Below are 23,877 nucleotides of genomic sequence, written 5' to 3'. Positions count from 1 at the left end.
ACCTTTTTAAGTAAACGCTAGAATAGCCCGACATTTATTTACAAGGGGTAGCCAATGGAGGCTCTCGACGCATTGCTCAACCGTGTTTCGGTTCCACGTCTGATGGACCCGGCACCCAATGCCGCACAACGTGAGGCGCTGTTTCAGGCCGCCCTGCGTGCGCCGGACCACGGCCAGTTGCGGCCCTGGCGCTTTCTGACGGTCGAGGGCGAGGCGCGCTTCAAGCTTGGCCAGTTGCTGGCCGACGCGGTGAAACTCAACGGTGACGCCAGCGAAGCGGCACTCGACAAGGCCCGGGCCATGCCCTTGCGGGCACCCTTGCTGGTGGTTGTGGTCGCGCGCCTGCAGGATCATTTCAAGGTGCCGCAGTCCGAGCAGCGCCTGGCGGCCGGTTGTGCGGCCCACGGTATTCTGCTGGCCGCCCATGCCCAGGGTATCGGTGCGGTGTGGCGCACCGGTGAGCTGTCGTACAGCAAGCATGTGGCCAAAGGGCTGGGGCTGGCGGATAGCGAAGAGATCATCGCCTTCCTGTACCTGGGTACCCCGCAGCATGAGCCGCGCACGGCGCCGGTGCTGGCGACCGCTGACTTCGTCAGTGCCTGGGGGTAAGTTTTTGTAGGGGCTGTACCGCCCCTATCGCCGGCAAGGCCGGCTCCCACAGTGGACCTGTGTGCACCGGACCTGTGGGAGCTGGCTTTGCCAGCGATGGGCTGCGCAGCAGCCCCGGCATTCTCAAGCCTTGCCCGGCCCGACTAGCGGCAATTCCAGCCTGGCCACAAACCCGCCTTCCGGGTGATTGCCCAGGCTCAGGTTGCCGCCGTGGCGCTCCGCCGCCTTGCGCGCAATGGCCAGGCCCAGGCCGTGGCCGGCGGCGCTTTGCCCGGGCGCACGGTAGAACGGCTCACCCAGTTGCGCCAAGTGCTCCGCGGCCACTCCCGGCCCGTGGTCACGCACGCTCAGCACTATCTTGTCGTTATCCCGTACCCCGGTAATTTCAATCGGTTGCCCAACCGGATTGAAACGCACGGCGTTGCGCAACAGGTTATCCAGCGCCCGTTCCAGTAGCGTCGGCCAGCCTTGCAGGTTGAGCCCGGTTTCATGCTGCAGCTGGATGTCCTGCTCCGGCGCACCCAATTGCGCGTCCTTGTGCGCGGAGGCCAATAGCGCATCGAGGTCCACCGGCTCGGCCCGCGCCTGCTCGGCATCGACCCGCGCCAGCACCAGAATCTCGCTGATCAGCGCTTCCAGACGGTCGCACTCGCGGGTCAGGCGTGGCCACAGGGCTTGGCGCTGCTCGGGTCCGGCGCGTTCGGCCAGGGCCAGGGCGATGCGCAGGCGTGCCAGGGGCGAGCGCAGTTCATGGGATACATCGCGTAACAGCTGGCGCTGGCTGCCGATCAGGCTCTGCAGCCGAGCCCCCATGCGGTTGAAGTCGTTGGCCAGCACGCCGAACTCATCACGGCGGTTGGCCAGGCGTGCCAGGCTGTTCTGCTGGTAGGCGGTTTGCCCCAGGTCATGCACGGCGCCGCGCAGGCGGCTCAGGGGGCGCGTGATCGACAGGGTCACCAGCAGGCTGAACAGGGTCAGCACCACCAAGGCAATCCCCAGCGCACTGAGCGGCCAGAGCAGGCTGTCGCGGTGCCAGGCGTCCAGCTCCGGATGCGGAATGCGGTAGATAAACAGGTAGGTTTCACCGCTGTCGGGGCTGGTGTACTCCTCGGTCAGGCGCCGCCACGGCAGGTGCCTTTCGTCATTGTGGCGGCGTGCTTCGAAAGCGGCGGCGCGGCGCGGGAAGGTTCCAGGTACCACGGCATCGCCACTGTCATTGAGTACCTGCACGTCGATGTTGTAGCGGCGCTTGCGGTGTTCCAGGTAATGCTGGGCATGTTCCGGCCCTTGCTGCTCATAGCGTTGGGTCCAGTTCTTGGCCAGGGTACTGAGGCCCGGATGGCGACTGAGAATCCAGGCGTCCTGGTTCAGCATGTGGCCGAGCAGAATCGACAACCCGGCAACCAGGGCGATGGCCAGCCAGAAACTGGCCAGGATGCGCCAGAACAATGAACGCAAAAGAGACACCTCTAACGGAACAAGCCCGGTCTGCTGGGGCAGGCCGGGCGGGCGACTGACAGCTTACTGGGCCTTTTTGGCTTTTTCAGCTTTCCAGGCTTTGAACTCGGCCCATTCGGCGCGGCGTTCATCCTGCTTCTTCTTCATTTCGTCGAACTGCTTTTGCTGTTCGGGTTTGAGCAGGGCGCGAATCTCGGCCTGGGTTTTGTCTCTCTTGGCCTTGAGCTCATCTTTCAGGGCCTGCTGGTCAGCGGCCGGGAGTTTTTCCAGGTAGCGCTGGGTGATTTCGTGGCGGCTCTTCATCTGCTCGCCCATCAGCTTGCCGATCTGCTGGCGCTGTTCGCGGCTCAGGTCCAGCTGGGCGAAAGGCGCTCCACCGCGGTGGTGCTCGCCTCCACCGCGGTGGTACTCGCCTTGGTGCTCGCTATGATGCTCCCCGTGGGGCGAGCCGCCAGCATCAGGCATGGCCATGGCGACGGTAGGCAGGGCGGCAGCGAGCATCAGGGCGATAAGGGTCTTGCGCATGGTGACTCTCCTTGTTGAGACCGGTCATTACCGGATGTACCCAGTCTAGAGAGATCAAGGTCAGCGGCGGTCAGGCAAGGGTAAAGCTTGAGTAAAGACGCCTGGTCGCTGCACTGACATTAGAGGCTGTAGTAGTAACCGCGGCTGCGCAGGGCAACGATGCGCGGGCGCCCGTCCGCGTGCGGGCCGATCTTCTTGCGCAGGTTGCTGACATGCATGTCCAGGCTGCGGTCGTACAGGGTCAACTTGCGGCCCAGGGCGAGCTGTGCCAGTTCCTGCTTGTCCAGCGGCTCGCCGGGCTGGCGCAACAGGGCTTCGAGGATGCGGCTTTCGGAGAGGGTCAGGGCCAGTTCGTGCTCATCGATGCTGACCACGCCACGGGCCGGGCTGAAGCACAGGTCGCCAATTTCCACCTGGCTGGGCGTCGCACTCGGGTGGCTGCGGCGCAGCACGGCGCGCAGACGGGCGGTGAGCTCGCGCGGATCGCAGGGTTTGGCCAGGTAATCATCGGCGCCCAGTTCCAGGCCGAGAATGCGGTCCAGCGGCTCGCCACGGGCCGAGAGCATCAGCACCGGCAATTCGGTGTACTCACTGCGCAGTTGCTTGAGCAGTTCCAGGCCGCTGCCGTCGGGCAGCATCACATCCAGCACCACGGCGGCCGGCGCTTGTTCAGCCAGGGCCTTGCGGGCACTCTGGCCATCGTGGCAGGCACGTACCACGAAACCTTCCTGGGTCAGCCAGCTGCCGAGCAGCTCGCAGAGTTCCTGGTCATCATCAATCAGTAACAGCTCGCTCATGACTCACTCAATTCAACCATTGCCGACGCTTTCTGTGTCCGCCACTGGCAAAGATACCGCAGAGTGCCGCAAACAGGGCAACTGCGCCACCAATCAAAAACCATTGTTGCTGGTCGGTGATGAGTTTCGGTGCGGCGCTGGCCTGTGATTCCTTGATCGCCAGTTTCAGGCGCTGGTTTTCCTGGCGCAGGCGAGTGAGCTGGGCGCTTTCGCGTTCACTGTCGGCGTTGTGCAGTTGCTGGACCAGGGTTTCGCGCAAGCGCTCGCTTTCCTTCAGGCGCTGTTGCAGCTCGGTGATCTGGCTACCGGCACTGAGCGACAACGGGGTGCTGGAGCCGGCGGGCTCTTCGGCCTGGGCGAAGGGGGTCAGCAGCAACAGGCACAGCAGCAGGGACAACGGACCTTGACGCATCGGAACTCCTGATTCCATTGAGTGGTTCAGGAGGTTGTCGGCCATCAGGCGAGAATAATGAGCAGTTGCGCAGCGAAAGCTGCAAAGGGCGGTGTGCCTGCTCGGCCACCGCCCCAGGGGATTACGGCAGGACTTGCTTGAACGGCTTGACGATGACGTTGGCGTAGACGCCGGCGGCAATATACGGGTCGGCATCGGCCCAGGCCTGGGCGGCGCTCAGCGAGTCGAACTCGGCGACGATCAGGCTGCCGGTGAAACCAGCGGCGCCGGGGTCGTTGCTGTCGATTGCCGGGTGCGGGCCGGCCAGGACCACACGGCCTTGTTCCTTGAGCTGCAGCAGGCGTTCGATGTGCGCCGGGCGGGCGGCCAGGCGTTTTTCCAGCGAATCGGCTACGTCTGTGGCAATGATGGCGTAAAGCATGTCATTCCTCGTGCTTAGGGGTTGAAGGCGGGGTGCTGGAGTCGGCGTCATGCAGGTGGCGGGACAGGTAGAGGCCCTGGGCCACCAGGAACAGCACGGTCATGCCCAGGCTGCCGAACACCTTGAAGTCGACCCAGAAGCTCTGGAAGGTAAAGGCGACGAACAGGTTGGCGGCACCGCAGAACAGGAAAAAGCCGATCCAGGCGATGTTCAGGCGCGTCCATACCGGCTCCGGCAGGGTCAGGGCGTGGCCCATGATGCGCTTGATCAGCACCCGGTCACCGATGAAGTGGCTGCCGGCAAAGGCCAGGGCGAACAGCCAGTTGACCACCGGCGCCTTCCATTTGAGGAAGGTTTCGCTGTGAAAGGCCAGGGTCAGGCCGCCGAATACCAGGCAAGCGACCAGGGTCAGCCACTGGCCCTTCTCCAGCTTGCGCTGGCGAATGAACAGGGCGCCGTAGACCACCAGCGAGCTGATGATCAGCATCGCCGTGGCGCTGTAGATGCCACCGAGCTCAATGCTGTGCCCGGCGAATTCGACGGCACGCGGTTCGAGCTTGTAGACGATGAAGAACAGGAGCAGCGGGATGAAATCGATGAATTGTTTCACAGTGGCAGCCAGAAGCAGGATGTGTCGGCATAATAACAAACATCAATGACAGCGAAAGCGCCACCTATGAATGTTGATCTGCACTGCCACAGTACGGCCTCCGACGGCGCCTTGTCGCCAACGGTACTGGTTGCCCGGGCCCATGAGCACGGCGTGCGGATGCTCTCGCTGACCGATCACGACACCCTCGAGGGCCAACTCGAAGCGCGCGCCGCGACCCAGGCGCTGGGTATGCAGTGGGTCAGCGGCATCGAGCTGTCGTGCACCTGGGGCGGGGCGACCATCCACGTGCTGGGCTACAACTTCCCGCTCGACGCCGCGCCTTTGCAGGCCGCGGTCGAGTCGCTGCACCGTGGTCGCTGGCTGCGTTCGGAAGAAATCGACCGACGGTTGGCGCTCAAGGGCATGAAGGGTGCGCTCGAGGGTGCCCGGGCCATTCAGCAGGAGCTGGGCGACAGCGGCAATGCCCCGGCGCGCCCGCATTTTGCCGAGTACCTGGTGCGCGCAGGCTATGTAAAAGACCGCGCCGAGGCGTTTCGCAAGTGGCTGGGGGCCGGCAAGCTGGGCGATGTGAAGCTGCATTGGCCAACCCTGGAGGAAACCGTCGAGACCCTGCGCCAGTCCGATGCCTGGGTCAGCCTGGCCCATCCGATGCACTACGATTTAACCCGCAGCAAGCGCCGCCGGCTGATTGCCGACTATATTCAAGCAGGCGGCCAGGCGCTGGAAGTGGTCAACGGCATGATGCCGGCTGAACAGGTAGGCACTCTGTCGATCCTGGCCCGTGAATTCGGTCTGCTGGCCAGTGCCGGCAGTGATTTTCATGGCCCGGGCACCTGGGGCGAGATCGGTGTCTACCGGCCGTTGCCAGAGGACCTGCCACCACTGTGGCGCCGATTCAAACATGAGCAGCCTATCGCGGCAGTCTGAACAGGAAGAGAACGTGAGTCAGTTTTTCCAGATTCATGCGGAAAACCCGCAACCGCGCTTGATCAAACAGGCCGTCGAAATCATTCGCAAGGGCGGTGTGGTGGTCTATCCCACCGATTCCTCCTACGCCATGGGCTGCCAGATCGGCGACAAGAACGCCGTTGAACGGGTTCGCCGCCTGCGCCAGCTGGACAAGAACCACAACTTCACCCTGATCTGCTGCGACCTGTCGCAGATGGGCCTGTTCGCCAAGATCGATACCGCCACCTTTCGCCTGCTCAAGGCCCATGTGCCGGGGCCGTACACCTTCATCCTCAACGCCACCCGTGAAGTGCCGCGCCTGCTGCTGCACGAAAAGCGCCGCACCATCGGCCTGCGAGTGCCGTCCAACCCGATCGCCCTGGCCCTGCTCGAAGAACTCGATGAGCCGCTGATGAGCGTGAGCCTGATCATGCCCGGCGAAGACGAGCCGATGACCGACCCCTACGAGATCCGTCAGGCCCTGGAGCATCACGTCGACCTGATCATCGATGGCGGCTTTGGCGACCTCAAGGCCTCGACCGTGATCAGCCTGGCCGGTGACGAGCCGGAAGTGATCCGCATCGGGTGTGGCGATCCTGCGCCGTTCATGGTCGAAGCGTGAGCCAGGCGACCCGCACCGAGCCGAGCATCGATCCGCAAGCAGGGGCCCAGCAGGAACTGCCGCTGGTGCTGGTGTATGGCGAAGCCATGACCGAGATGCCGGTGGACCTGTACATCCCGCCGGATGCCCTGGAAGTGTTCCTGGAGGCCTTCGAAGGCCCACTGGACCTGCTGCTGTACCTGATTCGCAAGCAGAACGTCGACATCCTCGACATTCCGGTGGCGGAAATCACCCGCCAGTACATGGGCTACGTCGAGCTGATGAAGACCGTACGCCTGGAGCTGGCCGCCGAGTACCTGGTGATGGCGGCGATGCTCGCCGAGATCAAATCGCGGATGTTGCTGCCGCGTTCCGCCGAGGTCGAGGAGGAAGAAGCCGACCCGCGCGCCGAGCTGATCCGTCGCCTGCAGGAGTACGAACGCTTCAAGGCCGCCGCCGAAGGCATCGATGGCCTCAGCCGCGTCGGCCGCGAGGTCGTCGTGCCGCGCCTGGACGCGCCACAGGCCAAGGTGCGTAAACTGTTGCCCGAGGTCAGCCTGGAAGAACTGCTGGTGTCGATGGCCGAAGTGCTGCGCCGTGGCGACCTGTTCGAAAGCCACCAGGTCAGCCGTGAGGCGCTGTCGACTCGCGAGCGCATGAGCGAAGTGCTTGAACGTCTCAAGGGCGGCGGTTTCGTGCCCTTCGTCGAGTTGTTCACGGCCGAGGAGGGCAAGCTCGGGGTGGTGGTGACCTTCATGGCGATTCTCGAATTGGTCAAGGAATCCTTGATCGAACTGGTGCAAAATGAGCCCTTTGCGCCGATCCATGTCCGCGCCCGCGCCGAGTAACAACTGAGCAAGCCCATGAACCTGAATGAACCGCGCGACCTGGCGCCCCTGCTCGAGGCCTTTTTGCTGGCCTCGGGCAAACCGCAATCCCTCGAGCGCCTGTACGAGCTGTTCGAGGAGGCTGAGCGCCCGGAGCCTGCGGTGTTCAAGAAGGCCCTGGAGGTGCTGCGCAAATCCTGCAATGGCCGCGCCTTCGAGCTCAAGGAAGTGGCCTCGGGTTTCCGCCTGCAGATTCGCGAGGACTACGCGCCCTGGGTCGGCCGGCTGTGGGAAGAGCGCCCGCAGCGCTACTCCCGGGCACTGCTGGAGACCATGGCGCTGATTGCCTACCGTCAGCCCATCACGCGCGGCGAGATCGAAGACGTGCGCGGTGTGGCGGTCAATACCAACATCATCAAGACCCTGCTCGAACGCGAATGGATTCGTATCGTCGGCTACCGTGAAGTGCCCGGCAAACCGGCGATGTTCGCCACCACCAAGGCCTTTCTCGACCACTTCAACCTGAAGAACCTCGACGAGTTGCCGCCCTTGGCCGAATTGCGCGAGATGGAGCCGGAGCCGGAACCTGTGCTGGAACTGGACGACGCGCCGGTGCCGGCGCACCTGCAGGCCCTGGCCGATGCCAGCGCCGAGCCGCAGGAGGCGCCGGAAGAAACCAGCTTCCGCAGCTTGCTGACCGAGCTGGACGCCATGGAAGAAGGGCTCAAGACCGACTTCGATGACTTGATCGACGAAACACCGGTCGACCTCGATGCCGAGCCGTTGGAAACCGAACCGCAGGCGCCGCATCAGTAACCTCGGCCTTCGGGCGGAGAGTCCCGGCAACTTTTGCAATTTCGACTAGTCTCAGGTGCGTTCACGCCGCGATCAGCGTATGATTCGCGACCCTTTTTGGCGCTTGCTCGCCATACCAGATTTTTGTCAATACACCGGGAGGTGCCCAGCATGAGTGAAAAAGACCTGCAAGAAACCCAGCCATTGCCGCCATCAGGCGAGAAACTGCAAAAAGTTCTCGCCCGTATCGGCGTGGGCTCGCGCCGTGACGTCGAGGCCTGGATCAGCCAGGGCCGGATCAAGGTCAATGGCGTCGATGCCAGCCTTGGCCAGCGTGTCGACCTGCACGATGCGATTTCGGTCGACGGCCGCCTGATCAAGCGCGAAGAAGCCGCCGAAACCGTGCGCCGGGTGATCATGTACAACAAGCCCGACGGCGAAATCTGCACCCGTGACGACCCGGAAGGCCGTCCGACCGTATTCGACCGCCTGCCACGCCCGAAAGAAGGCCGCTGGATCAACATCGGCCGCCTCGACATCAACACCACCGGCCTGCTGATGTTCACCACCGACGGTGAACTGGCCAACCGCCTGATGCACCCGTCCTATGAAATGGACCGTGAGTACGCGGTGCGTGTGCGTGGTGAAGTCGACGAAGACATGATTGCCCGCCTCAAGGCCGGTGTTGTGCTCGAAGACGGCCCGGCGCGTTTCACCGACATCCAGGAAGCGCCTGGCGGTGAAGGCTTCAACCATTGGTACCACTGCGTGGTGATGGAAGGCCGTAACCGTGAAGTACGTCGCCTGTGGGAATCCCAGGGCCTGGTGGTCAGCCGCCTGAAGCGCGTGCGTTTCGGTCCGGTGTTCCTCAACTCCGACCTGCCGATGGGCCGCTGGCGCGAAATGAGCCAGCAGGAAGTCGATATCCTCGCGGCTGAAGTGGGCCTGACTCCGGTGGCCATGCCGGCGTTGAACCACAAGTCCAAGGACAAGCTCGAGCGCCTGCAGCGCAAGTCCACCCGTCCTTTGGGCCGTGGCGAGCGCGTGCGCACCTTGCGTCCGGCTCAGGATGCAGCCACTGCTGGTGAGCGCCCTGCACGTCAGCCCCGTGGTGAAGCCGAACGTCCTGCCCGTCAGCCGCGGGGCGAGGAGCGTCCAGCCCGCCAACCGCGTGGCGAAGCCCCGCGCAAGGACAGTGGCCGTGGCAGCAGCACGGTGGCCGAGCGCCCGAGCGACATGAACAAGCGCGGCAAGCCGGCACCCAAGCGTCCGGGCAGCACCCGCAACAAACCACGCCCGTAAGGTGGGTGGGTAGGCGCGGGCTTGTCCCGCGATTGCGTTGGATCGGATAAATCGTAATCGCGGGGCAAGCCCGCTCCTACAGTGTTGAAGAAGCCAACCTTCGGGTTGGCTTTTTTTTGCTCAAAATTTCCTTGTCTTACAGATACTTCCGTAAGGTGTGGAAAGAATTTAAACCGCCTTGTAAATGTTTCGTTACAAATGCTTGCCAGTTATCGGGCCGTTCCTGCGTTTTTTTTTCTGCTGTAAACAGAACTTTCCGAGTCGCCCGGGGCGGGGCGCTTTACGTAACCGTCAACAGCTTGCCCGCAGGTCTGCGCAGCGGTGAGATAGGCGCCATTGCGATGCGTAGCCGGGCCGGAGAGCCAGGCATTGATAAGAACAAATGGAGGCGCTATGTACGCCAATTACCCCCCCAGGCTTGACCCTTTCCTCAGGAACGGTGCGTTTTGTCGTCAGACAGTCACGCAACGTGTTGACCCCTGCGCGTCTGCAGGGGTATACAATGCGCCGCGTTTTAACTGTGACCCCAATGCGTACCTCGCACTCTTGCTGACACCCGGTTGATGCGTCCAGGGCTCTTGCCCGCGACCTGAACCCTCGTCCAAGAACCTTCAAGGTAACCACCTTGTTAATTCCGCTGCGCCACGAGCGCGGTGGGTCCGATTCCGTCACAGATAAAAACAAGCAGGTGACTTCGTTCATGAGTGGACAAAACACGCATTCAGGCGAGCTGAAACGCGGCCTGAAAAATCGCCATATCCAGTTGATCGCCCTGGGCGGTGCAATTGGTACCGGGCTGTTCCTGGGATCGGCCGGGGTGATGAAATCGGCGGGCCCGTCGATGATCCTCGGCTACGCGATCTGTGGCTTCATTGCCTTTATGATCATGCGCCAGCTGGGTGAAATGATCGTTGAAGAGCCGGTAGCCGGTTCCTTCAGTCACTTCGCGCACAAGTATTGGGGTGGTTTTGCCGGCTTTCTCTCCGGTTGGAACTGCTGGATGCTGTACATCCTTGTCGGCATGTCGGAACTCACCGCGGTCGGCAAGTATGTGCACTACTGGTGGCCAGAGATTCCGACCTGGGCCTCGGCGGCAGCCTTCTTCATCCTGATCAACGCCATCAACCTGGCCAACGTCAAAGTGTTTGGCGAGGCCGAGTTCTGGTTCGCGATCATCAAGGTCCTGGCCATTGTCGGCATGATCGCCCTGGGCAGCTGGATGCTGGTCAGTGGTAGCGGCGGCCCGCAGGCTTCGGTGAGCAACCTGTGGGAACATGGCGGCTTCTTCCCCAATGGTGTCAGCGGCCTGGTGATGGCCCTGGCGATCATCATGTTCTCCTTCGGTGGCCTGGAAATGCTCGGTTTCACCGCCGCTGAAGCCGACAAGCCGAAGACCGTGATCCCCAAAGCGATCAACCAGGTGATCTACCGCATCCTGATTTTCTACATCGGTGCCCTGGTGGTGCTGCTGTCGCTGACTCCATGGGACAGCCTGGTGACCAGCCTGGACTCGGCCGGTGGCACTTATGGTGCAAGCCCGTTCGTGCAGGTGTTCTCGCTGCTCGGTAGCGATGTGGCCGCGCACATCCTCAACTTCGTGGTGCTGACTGCGGCGTTGTCGGTGTACAACAGCGGTACCTACTGCAATGCCCGCATGCTCTACGGCATGGCCGAGCAGGGCGATGCTCCGGCCAGCCTGTCGAAGATCGACAAGCGCGGTGTGCCGGTACGCTCGATCCTGGCCTCTGCTGCAGTGACCCTGGTGGCCGTACTGCTCAACTACTTCATGCCGCAGCATGCACTGGAGCTGCTGATGTCGCTGGTGGTGGCTACCCTGGTGATCAACTGGGCGATGATCAGTTACTCGCACCTGAAGTTCCGCCAGCACCTGGACAAGACTGGCCAGACGCCGCTGTTCAAAGCGCTGTGGTACCCCTATGGCAACTACATCTGCCTGGCCTTCGTGGTGCTGATCCTGGGCATCATGCTGCAGATCCCGGGCATCCAGATCTCGGTCTATGCGATTCCGGTCTGGCTGCTGGTGATGGGCGTGTGCTACAGCCTGAAAACCAACCGCAGCAAAGCGGCGGCTGCGGCTACCCCTGCCTCGCTCAAGCGCTGATTCACCCGGTTGAAAAAAACGCCCCGCTCTGCGGGGCGTTTTCGTTTACAGGTAGATGATCTCGATAGTGGCCGAGCCGTCGAGGTGGATGTCCTGGCGGTTGTCCAGCTCGTCGGTGGCAGCGATCACCGGCATGATGTTGATCGGCGTGCTCAGGTGGCGGATGGCGATCGGGCCGCTAATGTTGTTCTCGACATCGTTGAAGCCGAGCAGGGTGGTGGTGGTCAGCGGTTTGCTGGTACTGCCCGCGGTGCTCCAGCCCGTGCCGCGGGTCGACTGGGTGACGTACACCGCCGGCAACTGGTCGGCGCTGATGTGCAGCGGGTCGATCTGCACCTCGTACAGGCCGATCTTGTTCTCGCTGGCATCACGGCCCAAACCATAGAAGTTAAGGGAGTCGACCACGGCGCTGCCATCGCGGTTGTCCTGCATCAGCAGGGCATAGCGCGCCGGGCTGTCGCACTGGATCGACAGGTTCAGCTGGCGCGTGGGCAGACGCGTGCGTTTGTCGCTGTTCAGGCTCTGCATGCTGATCTTGCCGTAATCCACCACCCCGCCCTGAGACAGCATCGGCGTGCAGGCTGCTGGCTGGATCTGCCATTGCAAGGCAAGTTCTGCATGGCTGCCGGGTAGCGGAGCAACGAACTGCCCGGTTGTACGGAACGCGGTCGACTCGCGCACTTCAAAGGCCTTGGCGGACAGTTCGGCTTCGAATACCAGGTTCAGGTTCAGGCTGCGGCCTTGCACCGCCTGGCCGGCGCGGACGGGGACCATGCCGCTACGCGGTTGCCAGCCCAGCGAGCCACTGGCCGGGCCCGGTAGCGCGCCGGCCTGCTCGATCCGGGCCAGCTCGACTCGCTCGCCGTCGACAACGGCATCCTCGGCACGCATTCGATAGTACCCGCCAGCGCTCAGTTCGAAGCGCTCGGTATCCAGGGCATTGGCTGTGTAGAACAGGCTCAGGTCGGTGGGTTCGCTGCAGCTCAAGGTCAATTGGGCGGTTTTCTCCAGTAGCGCCAGGCCCGGGCTGCCGGGCTGCAGGCGGGTTCGGTCGAGGGTGCCATAGTCCAGCGGCGCCGGCGTGACCTGCAGTCGGCATTCGCCGGCAATGGCAGTCAGCGGCAGGCTGAAGAGAAGAAGCAATACAAGCTGGGAATTTTGCCGGGTGTTCATGATTTGACGCGTCCTCACCAGAGCGGTGTGTGGAAGGACGACACAACGTGTGGTTGCCGTCTGGCGTCATGTCGTCGCGAAAGGGCTTCAACTGCAGGTGCGTTGGACCTGGGTGTAGTAGCTGTCACTGACGGCGACAGTGTCCGGATCAAGGGTGACGCGGCACTCGCGGGCCTGGTGATCGCTGACGATCAGGTGACCGATGTCGGCGCTGTTGTCGATGAACACCAGTCCGCCCGGCTGCACCAGGTTGATGAAACGCCCGCGGTCGTCGAACACCGAAGCGCCACTGGCCAAGGGCTGGCCGCTGTCGTCGAGCAAGGTCAGCAGTACCCGCCGGGTACTCCAGGCCCGGAAACTCAGGCGCGGCACCGCACCGCGACTGGCGTGCAGCACACCGGCACCCTGGTCGACATTGATGTGGGTCGGCAGGCTCTGGCTGTCTACCTCGACCGGGCTTTTGCCATAGGCGGCCAGCGAGGCGATTACCGCGTTGCCGGCGTAATCGGTCCACACCGGCCCGCTTGGCGTGCTGGCCTTGACCCCGGAGGTGTCGGTGACCGAAAGGATCGCGAAGGTGTCGCGGATCGGGTAGGGCGAGGGTGTGATCCCGGCGCCATGTACCGCGATACCGCCGCGCAGGCCCAGGTTGTAGTTGGTGTTATCGCCATCACCGCTGTAGTTCAGGTCCAGTTGGGTGTAGCGCGGTAACGCGGAAAGACCGGCGCTGGCCAGGGTGCTGGAATCGCCCGAACGATGCTCGGCACCCAGGCGGTAGCCAAAGCTGTCGTTGACCTGTTCGTTGTAGGCAACGGTGCTAGTGGTGCTAGTGTCGTTATGGCGTACGCTGCTGCGCAGGCGCCGACGACCATCCAACGGGATGCTGGCGCTGAAGTACAGGGCGTCGTCGTTGTAGCCATCGTTGCTTCCGAGGGCTTTTTCCACCGTCGCCGAGAGCGTTACACCGTTGTAGCTGTTGCCCCAGGACAGGAACAGCCGCTGGCTGCTGTCGTGCTCGTAATAAGTGGTTTGCGTGTAACCCAGGTTGAGGCTGCCCAGGGTGTGGCTGGCCCAGCGCAGGCTGGTGCTGAACTGGTCGCGGTAGCTGGAGATGAACTGATCGTTGTCGCGGTAGGTGCTGTCGAGCAGTTCACGGTAGCCGCGGCTGCGGTGGTTGCCGGCCACCAGGCTGCTCCATTGCTCGTGCAGTTGCCAGTTGAGCTGGCCGCCCAGTTGCGCGCCTTGCTGGTCGAGGCTGCTGGCGTGTGTGCCGATGGCAAAGACTTCAGCGCTGACCAGTGGCGTGAGCGCCGTGCCGAGGCTGGCGCCCAAGCTGCGATAGCCCTGGGCGAGGATCAGGCCGCTGCTCAAGCTTGAGGTGTCGCCCAGCGCGCCGGTCTGGCCCAGGCTCACCACCGCCGGGTCGTCCGTGCCATGACCATGGCTGCGCACCACGCCGGCGCCGACACTGTAACCGCTTTGCGGGCGAGCGCTGGCCGCGAGGCTGGCCGGCACACGAAAGCGCCGTTGCTCGCCATTGGTCTCGATCACCGTCACTTCCAGATCAGAACGCGAGGTAATGCGCGGTATGTTAGTGAGGGTGAAGGGCCCAGGCTGCACCACGGTGCTGTACAACAAGGCGCCGTTCTGGTGCACCTCGACCCGCGCCTGACTGTTGGCGATGCCTTGTACGCTGGCGGTGTCCAACTGCGAGAGCAGGCCGTACTCGGGAGTGACCTGCGCACCGATGATCTGCGCACCGTTGAGCACCGGGTTGACGAGGCTGATCTCGCCGGCCTGGAACAGGCTGCGCTGCTGGGCGAAGCTGCGTTGCACATAAGTGTCGAGCATCTCGCTGCGCACCTTGCCGTCGAAGCGGCTGTGCACCTGGCGGCTGCGCAGGATCCAGTTGTCCAGGTTCACCCCCACTTCGGTGTTGGCTGCGGCATAACGGCTGGACTCACCGTCATAGCGGTTGAACGAGCCGAAGATGTCGTAGTTCAACAGCCCGGCGACACCGCCCTGGCTGTAGTCATCGGACCATTGTCGTTCGTCCAGTAGCGCCTGGTCCGGCACGAATAACCGCACCTGGTGCTGGCCGGGTTGCAATTCGACCTGGGCCTGGGGGAAGGCCGTGCCCAGGGCCCGGCAGTCCGGGTCGGCGGGCATGTCCTGTTCATCCAGGGTGGTGGACCATTCGGCGGGTTGGCGCAGCCCGGCGAAGGCCAGCAAGGCGTCATCGACGCACAGGCTGCCATCCTCGCCGAAACGCGCCTGGGTGGTGCCCTTGTCGCGGCCGTTGACGCTCAGGCTGACCTGCTGGCGCCCAGGCGGGAAGCGCGTTTGCCGGCCGAACAGGGCGGCAAGTTTAGGGTCGATACCGCGCTGGCGCAGTACCTCCTGGTCGAACACGCTGTGCTCGGGCGGGGTCGGTTCATTGGCCGCGCGCGCCGGCTTGAAAGTCTCCAGGCCCAGCAGGGTGAGACACAACCCCAGTATCAATTGCTCGCGCGGGCGGGGTTTGCCAATGGCATCAACGATGACCTTCACAGGATGCTTGCCTCATAGGGATCGACCGCAAAGCCATAGACCGTGGCTGGTTGAAAGCGCACGGTGTTGGCCGCGGCGGCGGCATCAGGCAAGTCGAGGGTGATGGTTTCGTTGGCCAGCACGTAGGTGCGGCCAAGGTCGAGGGCGTGCTGCCCGGGCAGCAGTTTCAGTTCCTGGGCTAGGCGCACCACGTAAGGCGTGTTGTTCTCCACCCGCAGCTGTTTGCCGTCGATGCGCCAGGCCAGGCCTTTCCAGGGTTCGCTGTTGCGTGCCAGGCCCTTGGGGTGAAGGATCACCGGCAGGTTCTGGCGCACGCCGAAGTTGACCCGCATGGCCCCGGGGTCGCCCGGCGCGGTTTCGCGGATGCCTTCGAAGATCACCCGGCGCAGGCGTTGGGTCTGCAGCGGCTCGTTACCCACGTAGTGGAAAATCACTTGCTGCTCTTTACCTGCCTCCACCCGGGCCACCGTGGGCTGCACCACCAGCAGGTTGTCGGTGTCTTCGCTCGGGTTTTCGATAAATACCGCCAGCAGGGCGGCATGGGGGTCGGTGTTGGTGACCACGAAGTCGCTGCCGTTGGCGCGGGCTTCTTCAACGATCACCACCGAGGTTCGGGGCACCATACCGTCGGCGTGTGCCTGTATCAGAGGTAGGGTGCAGATGAGAATCGCAGGCAGCAGGCTGCCGGCAAAGGATTTGCACGCAATAGTCATGGTTGTAAGGTTCTTGTGCGGTGCCGAGCGCAGCTCCCCTCGAGTTGCATCCGGCAAGCTCGAAGCGGGGGAGTGCGCTGGCCGTGGAGTAGGGCCGGGTCGCGAGAATCCTTGTTCACGACCCCTGGAGTGAGCGACTAGAGATAGACCAGCTCAACGGTCGTACTGCCGTCCAGCTCTACGCGGTCGCTGAAAGGCAGCTCCTTTTTGACATGACCATGGATGTTCATGACGACGCTCACGCTGCTCGCTGCTGAAGGCCTGGGCTCGACACCCGTGGAGAAGCCGACCCGAAAGGTAGGCATGAACCCTGCTTCTTCAATCATGGCGATCGGGACAATGGTCCAGGAGTTGCCGGCGTCCAGTGACTCCACGGTCGTGCCTTGCACGCCATCGATCAGGACATCTTCGCTATTCCATCTGAGCAGGTATCCACCAATGTTCTGGTCCTGATGCTTGCCAAGGCCGAACACTGCCCCGGAAGCGCTACCGCTGTCTCGGCGATTGTCACTGGCGATGAGGGCAAAGGTCGCCGGGGTGCTGCACTCGATGGAGAGGTTTAGCGACTTTGCAGGCAGCAGGTAGCCGTAAGAAATTTCTTCAAGCTCGGTTACCGCGAGGGAGCCATAATCAACCACACCACCGTTGGCGAATGTCGGGGCACACGCCGATGGCGTAATGTTGCCGGTTATGGTCAGGTCGGTGGTCGCGGCCATGGCCGTGGCAGACGCCAGGCTCACGAGCACAGCAAGGGACAGTGCGGACTTTTTCACAACGCTTTCCTTCTGGTGTTGGCGGTTGCTGGTGGCCCGTATCGCGAATACGGTCGTCCCCCCCCCCCCAGGTAACGGGCAGCAGGGAGGGGATGGCGTTCGGCGGGCTCTTGTGTCAGCGGCGGGTGTTAGAGGTAGATGACTTCGATGGTCGCGCTGCCGTCCAGCTCCATGGCGCCGTTCAGGGTCAGGCCTTTGTTGATGCTGCCGCGCACATCCATGGTTACGTTGACACTGGTTGCTGGCGTCGGGCCCAGGTTAGTGCCGCTGGAGAATCCTGTGAGCGTATTTGGCGCTCGCCCGGCGTCGTGAAGGGCGCCGTTGGTGACGTTGGTCCAACTGTTGCCCCCATCATTGGAAAACAGGTTGAGGCCTTGTGCGCCGTCGACCACGGTGCTTTCGTACTCCCAGACCATGCCGTATTGCCCGATCGACTGGTCCTGGTGCTTGCCAAGCCCGAACAGCCACGGGCTGGCGGGGCTGCTGTCGCGGCGGTTGTCGTTGGCGATCAAGGCGAAGGTGGTAGGCGCGCTGCATTCAATGGAAAAGTTCAAGGACTTCGCCGGTAGCTGGTACTGGCTAGGGGGCTCTTCGAGGTCGCTCAAGGCGAGGCTGCCGTATTCGACCAAGCCGCCATTGCTCAAGGTCGGCGTGCAGGCGGCCGGGGTGATGATCCCGGTCACGGTCAGGTCAGTGGTGGCGGCTATGGCGTTGGCCGTTGCCAGGGACATCAGCACAGCAAGGGACAGGACGGAGTTTTTCACAACGGTTTTCCTTTTAAGTGTTGGTGTTGGGTACTGCGAGGTGTCCCGTTTCGCGGGCGCAGTTGACCGCTCCCTGGCCAATGGCAGGGAAAAGTCGCGGGCGTTCGGCGGGCTCTTTTATGCGGTCGGTGAAGGACCGTTACGCGTTTGCGTTCTGTGACCGGCTAGAGGTACTGCAGCTCGATGACCATGTGCCCATCCAGCAGCTCTTCGTCCAGATGTGTCATGTCGTTGCGCAGCCAGCCCGTAACTTCCAGCCGCAGGTTCAACTGCTCGGCGGCTGATGGGCTGTTCTGGCCGCGCCGGGCAAAGCCCAGGCGTGAGTCGGGCTTGTCGCCCAGGTGCTCGAAGCCGCCACCGGGCATGCGCGTCCAGGTGCTGCCTTTGTCTTCGGAATAGAGGGTGTCGGCTGGCAGGCTGTCGAGGGTCGCGTCACTGTCTGCCCACACCGCGCTGTAAAAGCCCAGGGCCTCGCCGCTGGTGGTGGTGCCCAAACCGAAAGCTCTGGGCGCTGGCATCGAGGCGCTATCGCGGCGATTGCCGGTGGCTACCAGGGCGAAACGGGTTGGACGGTCGCAAACGACGGTGAAGGTCAGGTTGCGCGGCGGCAGGATCGAGTGATCGGGAATGACGGGTTGGGGGGGGAGTTCGGGCATGGAAATATTGCCGAAATCGACCTGGCCGTTTCCGGAAAGCGACGGCGTGCAGGCTGCCGGGGTGATGGTGCCGCTGATGTTGACGTCAGTAGTGCTGGCATGTGCGCCAGCACTGACAAAGGTCAGCAGTGCGGTCAGGGTGCACAAAGGTTTGGTGCTCATTGTTCGGTCCTTTGAAAATGAATGAACCTCCGTGCCGTTGTGGGTCTTATGCAGGAATCGGCAGCGGATGGTTCTTCAGGCAGCGTAAGGCAAGCTTGCTCTGCCAGTTACCAGGGACGAATCCCTGATCCTGTGTCATCCGTGACGATTTTTCACACGTTTTTGTTAGACGATAGAACGTGCGAATGTTTGGTTTTATGTGCTTTGCTTGGCCTTGCCCAGGGTAAACAGCGGGAGCATAGTGCTCGGCAAGGCCGTCTGTGTTGTTCGGATGCCGATTATGCCCAAAAAAATGTTCGTGTAAAGGGGTTTTGTTTGAAAAATTGTGCAAATACTGCACCGAAATCGGCAGAGAGCGGAGAACGATTGCGCCAGGAGCGTACCCGTCTGGGCTTGCGTCAGGATGATTTCGCCCAGCTTGGCGGGGTCAACCGCAATACCCAGGGCAGTTATGAAAAAGGCGAGCGCAACCCGGACGCCGCTTACCTGGCGGCGGTAGCAGGCGCAGGTGTCGATGTGCGATACGTGATTACGGGTGTGCGCACGATTGATGGTGGCGCTTCGTTGAACGAGCCGGAACAGCGATTGCTGGCTCAATACCGATCATTGGCTATCGCCGACCAAGAAGTTGTGCATAGAATTGTCGGGGCCATGCACGACGCGAAAGGTGGTGGCGCATAGCCATTATCTCAGGTTTCCTACGAAACGCTCGGAACAGTCCTAGTGGGTCCGCAGGGAATTGCTCGTAACGTCGATGCATTCAGTCTCGTTAGGGAAGGGTGATCATGTCGGAGCATAAAACCTGCGCATTCAACACGGAACGTGACGCTTCATCGGTGCAAGCCTTGAGCGAAGTCGAAAACGAGCTACTGATTTTGTTTCGCCAATTGTCCCCAGTTGATCAGGGCTGCGTGCACCGGGTGGCTGAGGTGCTGTGCCAGGGGGCGGAGGGGGGCGCTCGTGAACGCTGTTGAGCAACCGGCCTCATTGTTTTTAAAGGATTTACGATGTTGCAGTTATCCAACGCGGTGCAGATACCGGACGACGAGATCGAGTTGACCGCCATCCGCGCCCAGGGCGCCGGCGGCCAGAACGTCAACAAGGTCTCCAGCGCCGTGCACCTGCGTTTTGACACCCAGGCCTCATCGTTGCCGGCGTTCTACAAGGAGCGCCTGCTGGCGCTGAGTGACAGCCGCATCACCCGTGACGGGGTGATCATCATCAAAGCCCAGCAGTATCGAACCCAGGAGCAAAACCGTGCCGATGCCCTGGAGCGCCTGCGCGAACTGATCCTCTCGGCCATCAAGGTCGAGAAGGCGCGACGCCCGACCCGGCCGACCCTGGGTTCGAAGACCCGGCGCCTGGACACCAAGAGCAAGCGTGGGGCCATCAAGGCCGGGCGCGGCAAGATCGATTATTAACCCAGGTGTCGTGGTGGCTGCAGACGGGCTTGGCGATACAGATACAGGCTCAGCAGCAAACCGCAGAATGACGCGCCAGCGGCAAAGACAAAGATCGAGGCAAAGCCGAAGCCGGCAGCAATCGCCCCAGCCACTGGCCCGGTAATCCCCAGCGACAGGTCGATGAACAGCGAATAGGCGCCCACGGCTGCGCCGCGATTGGAGGCGGACACCAGATTGACTGCCTCGACCCCCAGGGCCGGGAACACCAACGAGAAGCCAAAGCCGCTCAGCGCCGCACCGGCCAGGGCCAGCTCGGCACTCGGAGCCTGCCAGAGCAGCAGCAGGCCGAGGGTTTCCACCGACAGGCAGGCGATCGCCACCCGATAACCACCGATACGGTTGATCAGGTTGCCGAACAGCAGTCGGGCACCAATGAAGCAGGCGCCGAACAGGCTCAGGCACAGCGCCGCGTTGTTCCAGTTGTGGCTGGCGTAGTACAGGGTGATGAAGGTGGCGATGGTGCCAAAGCCGATCGAGCCCAAGGCCAGCCCCGAGCCGTGGCCGAACACCCGGCCAAGCACGTGCAGAAACGGCAGGCGTTCACCGGCAACCACAGGGGCGGCGGTTTTCGGCCAGGCCAGCGCCAGGCCCAGCACGCACAGCAGCAAAATGCTGGCGCCCATGCTCCACAGACCGAACTGTTGCACCAGTACTACGCCCAGCGGCGCGCCGATGGCCAGCGCACCATAACTGGCGATGCCGTTCCAGGAGATCACCTTGGCAGTGTGTTGCGCGCCCACCCGACCAATGCCCCAGCCGATGGCGCCGGAGCCGACCAGGCTTTCGGCGCTGCCCAGCACCAGGCGCCCGACCAGCAGGCTGGCCAGGCTCAGCCAGGGCGCATGCTGCAGCCACGCCGAAATCAACATGAACACGCCGCTCAAGCCGCAGCCGGCCAGGCCGTAGAGCACTGCGCGCTTGCTGCCCTGGTTGTCGATGATGCGGCTGGCATACGGACGGCTGAGCAGGGTGGCCAGGTACTGGACGCTGATCACCAGGCCCGCAACCACGGCGCCGAAGCCCAGGTCGTTATGCACATAACCGGGCAGCACGGCCAGGGGGATGCCGATGTTCAGGTAGCCGATGAAGGTAAACAGGACGATGGAGACGACTTGCAGGGTGACCGCAAGGGGGCGCGGTGAGTCGGGCATGTGCGGGCTTTCGTAGAAGAGGAATTCTTGACGGTGTGAAAACGTGTTGACGGGGTGGTCCCTGCATCAGCCGTTTTCACACAGTCTGATCGTTGCGCGATTATTCCTGGTCGGCGCTGGAAGTTTCGTCACCGTCGTGGTCAGCCTGGGCTGCTTCGGCGCTGTGAGTGGCAGGAGTCTGCTCTTCTGGGTTCAGGCTTGGGAAGGGAAGATTCGGGATTTCATGCATCTCGTCGTTCCTCGCAAGTGTATGGAAAGGCTGCGCAAGGCGCGCATGGGCTTGTGAAAGCCCGTGCAGGATACAGGAGTCTGAATGACAGTATGAATTTTCCTGCTGATTGGTGTTGAAGAGCGGGGGATCTTCGGGGCTGCTTCGCAGCCCATCGCTGGCAAGGCCAGCTCCCACAGGGTTTGGTATATGCAGATCCCGTGTGGGAGCCGGCCTTGCCGGCGATGCTTTTAGCGACAGACGTCGGCGATGGCGGCAGCCAGTGCTTCAAGGCGTGCCGCATCGGCGCCGGCGATGTTCGCCCGGCCAGTGCCGACCATGTACACGCTGTGCCGTTCACGCAGTTGCTTGACCTGCTCCGGCGACAAGCCGGTGTAGGAGAACATCCCGCGTTGTTCGGCGATGTGCGTGAAACGTTCGCTCAGGCCATGGGGTGCCAGGGCCTCGACCAGCCCGACCCGCAGCTCGGCGATGCGCTGGCGCATGGCGTCGACTTCTTCGACCCACAAGCGCTTGAGGTCGGCGTCGCCAAGAATCTGCGCCACTACCGCCGCGCCATGATCCGGTGGCGTCGACCACAGGTTGCGCGCCAGCAGGGCCAGTTGGCTGCGCACATCCAGCAGCTTCTCGGCATCATGGCTGCACACCAGCAGGGCGCCGGTGCGCTCGCGGTACAGGCCGAAGTTCTTCGAGCAGGAACTGGTGATCAGCAGCTCGGGCAGTTCAGCGGCGAACAGCCGTACCGCCCAGGCGTCTTCCTCCAGGCCGTCGCCAAAGCCCTGGTAGGCAAAGTCGATCAGCGGCAGCAGCTCGCGCTGGCGCACCACCTCAAGCACCGCGTGCCAGTCATCCCGAGACAGGTCAAAACCGGTCGGGTTATGGCAGCAGGCGTGCAGCAGTACCACATCGCCCTTGGGTGCCGCTTGCAGGGCGGCCAGCATCCCCGCCACGTTCAGGCGATTGTCGGCGCCGACGTAGGGGTAGTGGCTGACCTTGAGGCCGGCACCGGCGAAGATGGTCTCGTGGATCGGCCAGGTCGGATCGCTCAACCAGATGCCGCGGCCCGGCAGGCAGTGTTCGATGAACTCCGCCGCCAGGCGCAGGGCGCCGGTACCGCCCGGGGTCTGGGTGGCGCCTGCGCGCTGGTTGCTGAGCAGCGACGAATCACTGCCCAGCACCAGTTCGCTGATCAGCCGGCCAAAGGCCGCATCGCCATGACCGCCGACGTAGCTCTTGCTGGTCTGCTGTTCAAGCAGGCGCTGTTCGGCCTGCTTGACCGCCGCCGGAATCGGCGTCAGGCCCTGGGCATCCTTGAACACCCCGACACCGAGGTCGAACTTGTTCGGGTTGCTGTCCTTGGCATATGCCTCCATCAGCCCGAGGATCGGATCGCCGGGTACGCGCCCGATGGCGCCGAAGTGCATTACTTGCGGCCTTCGGCGGTGCTGGCGACCTCGTCGGTGCGCGCGGCCATGATGAAGTCGTTACGGTGCAGGCCCTTGATCGAGTGGCTCCACCAGGTCACGGTGACCTTGCCCCATTCGGTCAGCAGGCCTGGGTGGTGGCCTTCGGCTTCGGAGATTTCGCCAACGGCGTTGGTGAAGGCCAGGGCGTGCTTGAAATTCTTGAACAGGAAGACTTTTTCCAGCTGCATGATGCCGTCACGGACTTCGATGTTCCAATCCGGGATCTGCTTGATCAGTACCGGCAGTTCTTCGTCGCTGACCTGTGGAGCATCGGCACGGCAGGCTTCGCAGTGGGCTTGGTTCAAGGCGTTCATAAGGTTTTCCGCAAGTGGTTGTTATTGGTTTGCAAGGTCGCTCAAGCGGCGACCTTGGGTGGAAACTTCGGTGCGTGCAGGCCCATCTTCATCGCTGTGTGGACCATGCCCATGATGTCTTCGTGGGCCAGGTCGAACAGGCGCTTGAGGTTAGGCAGGGCAAAGTACAGCGGTTGCAGGATATCGATGCGGTACGGCGTGCGCATGGCCTCCAGCGGGTCGAACGGCTGGTGCTCGGGTGCGTCGGACAGGCTGTAGACGGTCTCTTTCGGTGAGGACAGGATGCCGCCGCCGTAGATCTTGCGACCCTGCGGGGTGTCGACCAGGCCAAACTCGATGGTCATCCAGTAGAGGCGGGCAAGGTACACGCGCTCTTCCTTGGTGGCCTGCAGGCCGAGCTTGCCATAGGTGTGGGTGAACTCAGCGAACCAGGGGTTGGTCAGCAGCGGGCAGTGGCCGAAAATCTCGTGGAAAATGTCCGGTTCCTGCAGGTAATCGAGCTCTTGTTCGGTGCGAATGAACGTCGCCACCGGAAAGCGTTTGCTGGCCAGCAATTCGAAAAAGGTCTGGAAAGGAATCAGTGCGGGGACGCGGGCAACTTGCCAGCCAGTGGTGGCACCCAGCACCTTGTTGATCTCGCCCAATTGCGGAATGCGGTCGTGCGGCAGGCCCAGTTGATCGATGCCGTCCAGGTATTCCTGGCACGCGCGGCCTTCGATCACCTTCAGTTGGCGGGTGATCAGGGTGTTCCACACCGCATGTTCATGCTGCGGGTAGTCGATAAAACCCTGCGCATCGGGCTCGCGAGCCACGTATTGCGTCTGTTTCATGCTGCTCTCCTGCTGGGGGCCATTCTTGTTATGTGATCAAGCCATTACCCCTAGTGTTACCCTGCTAGCGTGCCGGTTGTAGCGTCCTGGCGGCTGATTTGCCGTGATAGTTACTCGCATTTGTAACGATAACTTTACGAAATTGACAGAATCCCGATAAATCAGGGGGTTTGCTCCTTGAAAGACAGGCTGCCTGTCACATA

26 protein-coding genes are annotated in these 23,877 nt (G+C 62.5%); 9 read left to right on the top strand and 17 right to left on the bottom strand.

The genetic code is table 11. The features are described 5' to 3' along the window. Positions 1 to 54 precede the first annotated feature (54 nt). Positions 55 to 609 (top strand): nitroreductase family protein, encoded by a 555-nt coding sequence (locus NLX68_RS06365; protein ID WP_254283353.1) that lies wholly within the window; start codon positions 55 to 57, stop codon positions 607 to 609. 123 nt (positions 610 to 732) lie between these two features. Here the strand turns inward: NLX68_RS06365 and NLX68_RS06360 are convergent, their stop codons facing one another. The 6 genes from NLX68_RS06360 to NLX68_RS06335 form a co-directional block, all read right to left on the bottom strand. Beyond that, complete coding sequence (locus tag NLX68_RS06360) at positions 733 to 2,067, bottom strand: HAMP domain-containing sensor histidine kinase (RefSeq protein ID WP_254283352.1); 1,335 nt, start codon at positions 2,065 to 2,067, stop codon at positions 733 to 735. 63 nt (positions 2,068 to 2,130) lie between these two features. Next, positions 2,131 to 2,592, bottom strand: a complete 462-nt coding sequence (locus tag NLX68_RS06355; RefSeq protein ID WP_254283351.1) for a Spy/CpxP family protein refolding chaperone — start codon at positions 2,590 to 2,592, stop codon at positions 2,131 to 2,133. Between the two features lie 119 nt (positions 2,593 to 2,711). Then, a complete protein-coding gene (locus NLX68_RS06350) occupies positions 2,712 to 3,389 on the bottom strand; it encodes a response regulator transcription factor (protein WP_254283350.1) in 678 nt (225 codons plus the stop codon). A 7-nt stretch (positions 3,390 to 3,396) separates the two neighbouring features. Then, positions 3,397 to 3,801 (bottom strand): translation initiation factor 2, encoded by a 405-nt coding sequence (locus tag NLX68_RS06345; RefSeq protein ID WP_010223028.1) that lies wholly within the window; start codon positions 3,799 to 3,801, stop codon positions 3,397 to 3,399. A 121-nt stretch (positions 3,802 to 3,922) separates the two neighbouring features. Continuing rightward, positions 3,923 to 4,222: a YciI family protein gene (locus NLX68_RS06340; RefSeq protein WP_010223027.1), complete on the bottom strand. Its 300-nt coding sequence runs from the start codon at positions 4,220 to 4,222 to the stop codon at positions 3,923 to 3,925. A 1-nt stretch (position 4,223) separates the two neighbouring features. Continuing rightward, positions 4,224 to 4,832: a septation protein A gene (locus tag NLX68_RS06335; protein WP_254283349.1), complete on the bottom strand. Its 609-nt coding sequence runs from the start codon at positions 4,830 to 4,832 to the stop codon at positions 4,224 to 4,226. A gap of 66 nt (positions 4,833 to 4,898) precedes the next feature. On the opposite strand from NLX68_RS06335, the gene NLX68_RS06330 reads away from it, so the two are divergent. From NLX68_RS06330 to NLX68_RS06305, 6 genes are all read left to right on the top strand, one after another. Beyond that, a complete protein-coding gene (locus tag NLX68_RS06330; protein WP_254283348.1) occupies positions 4,899 to 5,762 on the top strand; it encodes a PHP domain-containing protein in 864 nt (287 codons plus the stop codon). A 13-nt stretch (positions 5,763 to 5,775) separates the two neighbouring features. Then, a complete protein-coding gene (locus NLX68_RS06325) occupies positions 5,776 to 6,405 on the top strand; it encodes an L-threonylcarbamoyladenylate synthase (RefSeq protein WP_254283347.1) in 630 nt (209 codons plus the stop codon). A gap of 128 nt (positions 6,406 to 6,533) precedes the next feature. Next, positions 6,534 to 7,232, top strand: coding sequence for a ScpA family protein (locus tag NLX68_RS06320; RefSeq protein WP_162471132.1), 699 nt, complete (start codon positions 6,534 to 6,536; stop codon positions 7,230 to 7,232). Positions 7,233 to 7,247: 15 nt separating this feature from the next. Continuing rightward, positions 7,248 to 8,027: an SMC-Scp complex subunit ScpB gene (gene scpB, locus NLX68_RS06315; protein WP_254283346.1), complete on the top strand. Its 780-nt coding sequence runs from the start codon at positions 7,248 to 7,250 to the stop codon at positions 8,025 to 8,027. A gap of 150 nt (positions 8,028 to 8,177) precedes the next feature. Next, the gene (rluB, locus tag NLX68_RS06310; RefSeq protein ID WP_254283345.1) at positions 8,178 to 9,308 is read left to right on the top strand and encodes a 23S rRNA pseudouridine(2605) synthase RluB; all 1,131 of its coding nucleotides are present in this window, start codon (positions 8,178 to 8,180) and stop codon (positions 9,306 to 9,308) included. A gap of 700 nt (positions 9,309 to 10,008) precedes the next feature. After that, positions 10,009 to 11,430 (top strand): amino acid permease, encoded by a 1,422-nt coding sequence (locus tag NLX68_RS06305; protein ID WP_254283344.1) that lies wholly within the window; start codon positions 10,009 to 10,011, stop codon positions 11,428 to 11,430. 45 nt (positions 11,431 to 11,475) lie between these two features. On the opposite strand, the gene NLX68_RS06300 is transcribed toward NLX68_RS06305, so the two are convergent. From NLX68_RS06300 to NLX68_RS06275, 6 genes are all read right to left on the bottom strand, one after another. Then, entirely contained in the window at positions 11,476 to 12,603 is a 1,128-nt protein-coding gene (locus tag NLX68_RS06300; protein ID WP_254283343.1) for a DUF1120 domain-containing protein, read from the bottom strand. Positions 12,604 to 12,690: 87 nt separating this feature from the next. Continuing rightward, the gene (locus NLX68_RS06295) at positions 12,691 to 15,153 is read right to left on the bottom strand and encodes a fimbria/pilus outer membrane usher protein (protein ID WP_254283342.1); all 2,463 of its coding nucleotides are present in this window, start codon (positions 15,151 to 15,153) and stop codon (positions 12,691 to 12,693) included. After that, positions 15,150 to 15,866 carry a fimbria/pilus chaperone family protein gene (locus NLX68_RS06290; RefSeq protein WP_115088150.1) on the bottom strand — a complete coding sequence of 239 codons (717 nt, stop codon included), beginning with the start codon at positions 15,864 to 15,866 and terminating at the stop codon, positions 15,150 to 15,152. Before NLX68_RS06290 ends, NLX68_RS06295 begins: the two co-directional genes overlap by 4 nt. 137 nt (positions 15,867 to 16,003) lie before the next feature. After that, a complete protein-coding gene (locus NLX68_RS06285; protein ID WP_254283341.1) occupies positions 16,004 to 16,639 on the bottom strand; it encodes a DUF1120 domain-containing protein in 636 nt (211 codons plus the stop codon). 128 nt (positions 16,640 to 16,767) lie between these two features. Then, complete coding sequence (locus tag NLX68_RS06280; RefSeq protein WP_254283340.1) at positions 16,768 to 17,403, bottom strand: DUF1120 domain-containing protein; 636 nt, start codon at positions 17,401 to 17,403, stop codon at positions 16,768 to 16,770. A gap of 164 nt (positions 17,404 to 17,567) precedes the next feature. Beyond that, positions 17,568 to 18,221 carry a DUF1120 domain-containing protein gene (locus tag NLX68_RS06275; protein ID WP_254283339.1) on the bottom strand — a complete coding sequence of 218 codons (654 nt, stop codon included), beginning with the start codon at positions 18,219 to 18,221 and terminating at the stop codon, positions 17,568 to 17,570. Between the two features lie 21 nt (positions 18,222 to 18,242). Here NLX68_RS06275 and NLX68_RS26500 point away from each other — a divergent pair, with 21 nt between their 5' ends. Both NLX68_RS26500 and arfB read left to right on the top strand, forming a co-directional pair. Next, positions 18,243 to 18,902, top strand: coding sequence for a helix-turn-helix domain-containing protein (locus tag NLX68_RS26500; RefSeq protein WP_367949525.1), 660 nt, complete (start codon positions 18,243 to 18,245; stop codon positions 18,900 to 18,902). 326 nt (positions 18,903 to 19,228) lie between these two features. Continuing rightward, complete coding sequence (arfB, locus tag NLX68_RS06265) at positions 19,229 to 19,642, top strand: alternative ribosome rescue aminoacyl-tRNA hydrolase ArfB (RefSeq protein WP_115088144.1); 414 nt, start codon at positions 19,229 to 19,231, stop codon at positions 19,640 to 19,642. Here arfB and NLX68_RS06260 read toward each other — a convergent pair. The 5 genes from NLX68_RS06260 to phhA all read right to left on the bottom strand — a co-directional run bounded on the left by NLX68_RS06260 (position 19,639) and on the right by phhA (position 23,674). Further along, positions 19,639 to 20,835 (bottom strand): MFS transporter, encoded by a 1,197-nt coding sequence (locus tag NLX68_RS06260; protein ID WP_254283338.1) that lies wholly within the window; start codon positions 20,833 to 20,835, stop codon positions 19,639 to 19,641. The two genes, arfB and NLX68_RS06260, sit on opposite strands and share 4 nt — an antisense overlap. A 100-nt stretch (positions 20,836 to 20,935) precedes the next feature. Further along, entirely contained in the window at positions 20,936 to 21,064 is a 129-nt protein-coding gene (locus tag NLX68_RS26440) for a hypothetical protein (protein ID WP_010226630.1), read from the bottom strand. Positions 21,065 to 21,294: 230 nt separating this feature from the next. Next, positions 21,295 to 22,488, bottom strand: coding sequence for an amino acid aminotransferase (locus NLX68_RS06255; protein WP_254283337.1), 1,194 nt, complete (start codon positions 22,486 to 22,488; stop codon positions 21,295 to 21,297). Beyond that, the gene (locus NLX68_RS06250; protein ID WP_036994257.1) at positions 22,488 to 22,844 is read right to left on the bottom strand and encodes a 4a-hydroxytetrahydrobiopterin dehydratase; all 357 of its coding nucleotides are present in this window, start codon (positions 22,842 to 22,844) and stop codon (positions 22,488 to 22,490) included. The genes NLX68_RS06255 and NLX68_RS06250 overlap by 1 nt, the downstream gene beginning before the upstream one ends. A gap of 41 nt (positions 22,845 to 22,885) precedes the next feature. Continuing rightward, positions 22,886 to 23,674 (bottom strand): phenylalanine 4-monooxygenase, encoded by a 789-nt coding sequence (gene phhA / locus NLX68_RS06245; protein ID WP_254283336.1) that lies wholly within the window; start codon positions 23,672 to 23,674, stop codon positions 22,886 to 22,888. Between the last annotated feature and the right edge of the window lie 203 nt (positions 23,675 to 23,877).

It is taken from the genome of Pseudomonas sp. SBB6 (assembly GCF_024213215.1).
Lineage (GTDB): Bacteria > Pseudomonadota > Gammaproteobacteria > Pseudomonadales > Pseudomonadaceae > Aquipseudomonas > Aquipseudomonas donghuensis.
Note: the sequence above shows the minus strand (reverse complement) of the source record. Positions and strands in the feature narration are given on the sequence as shown.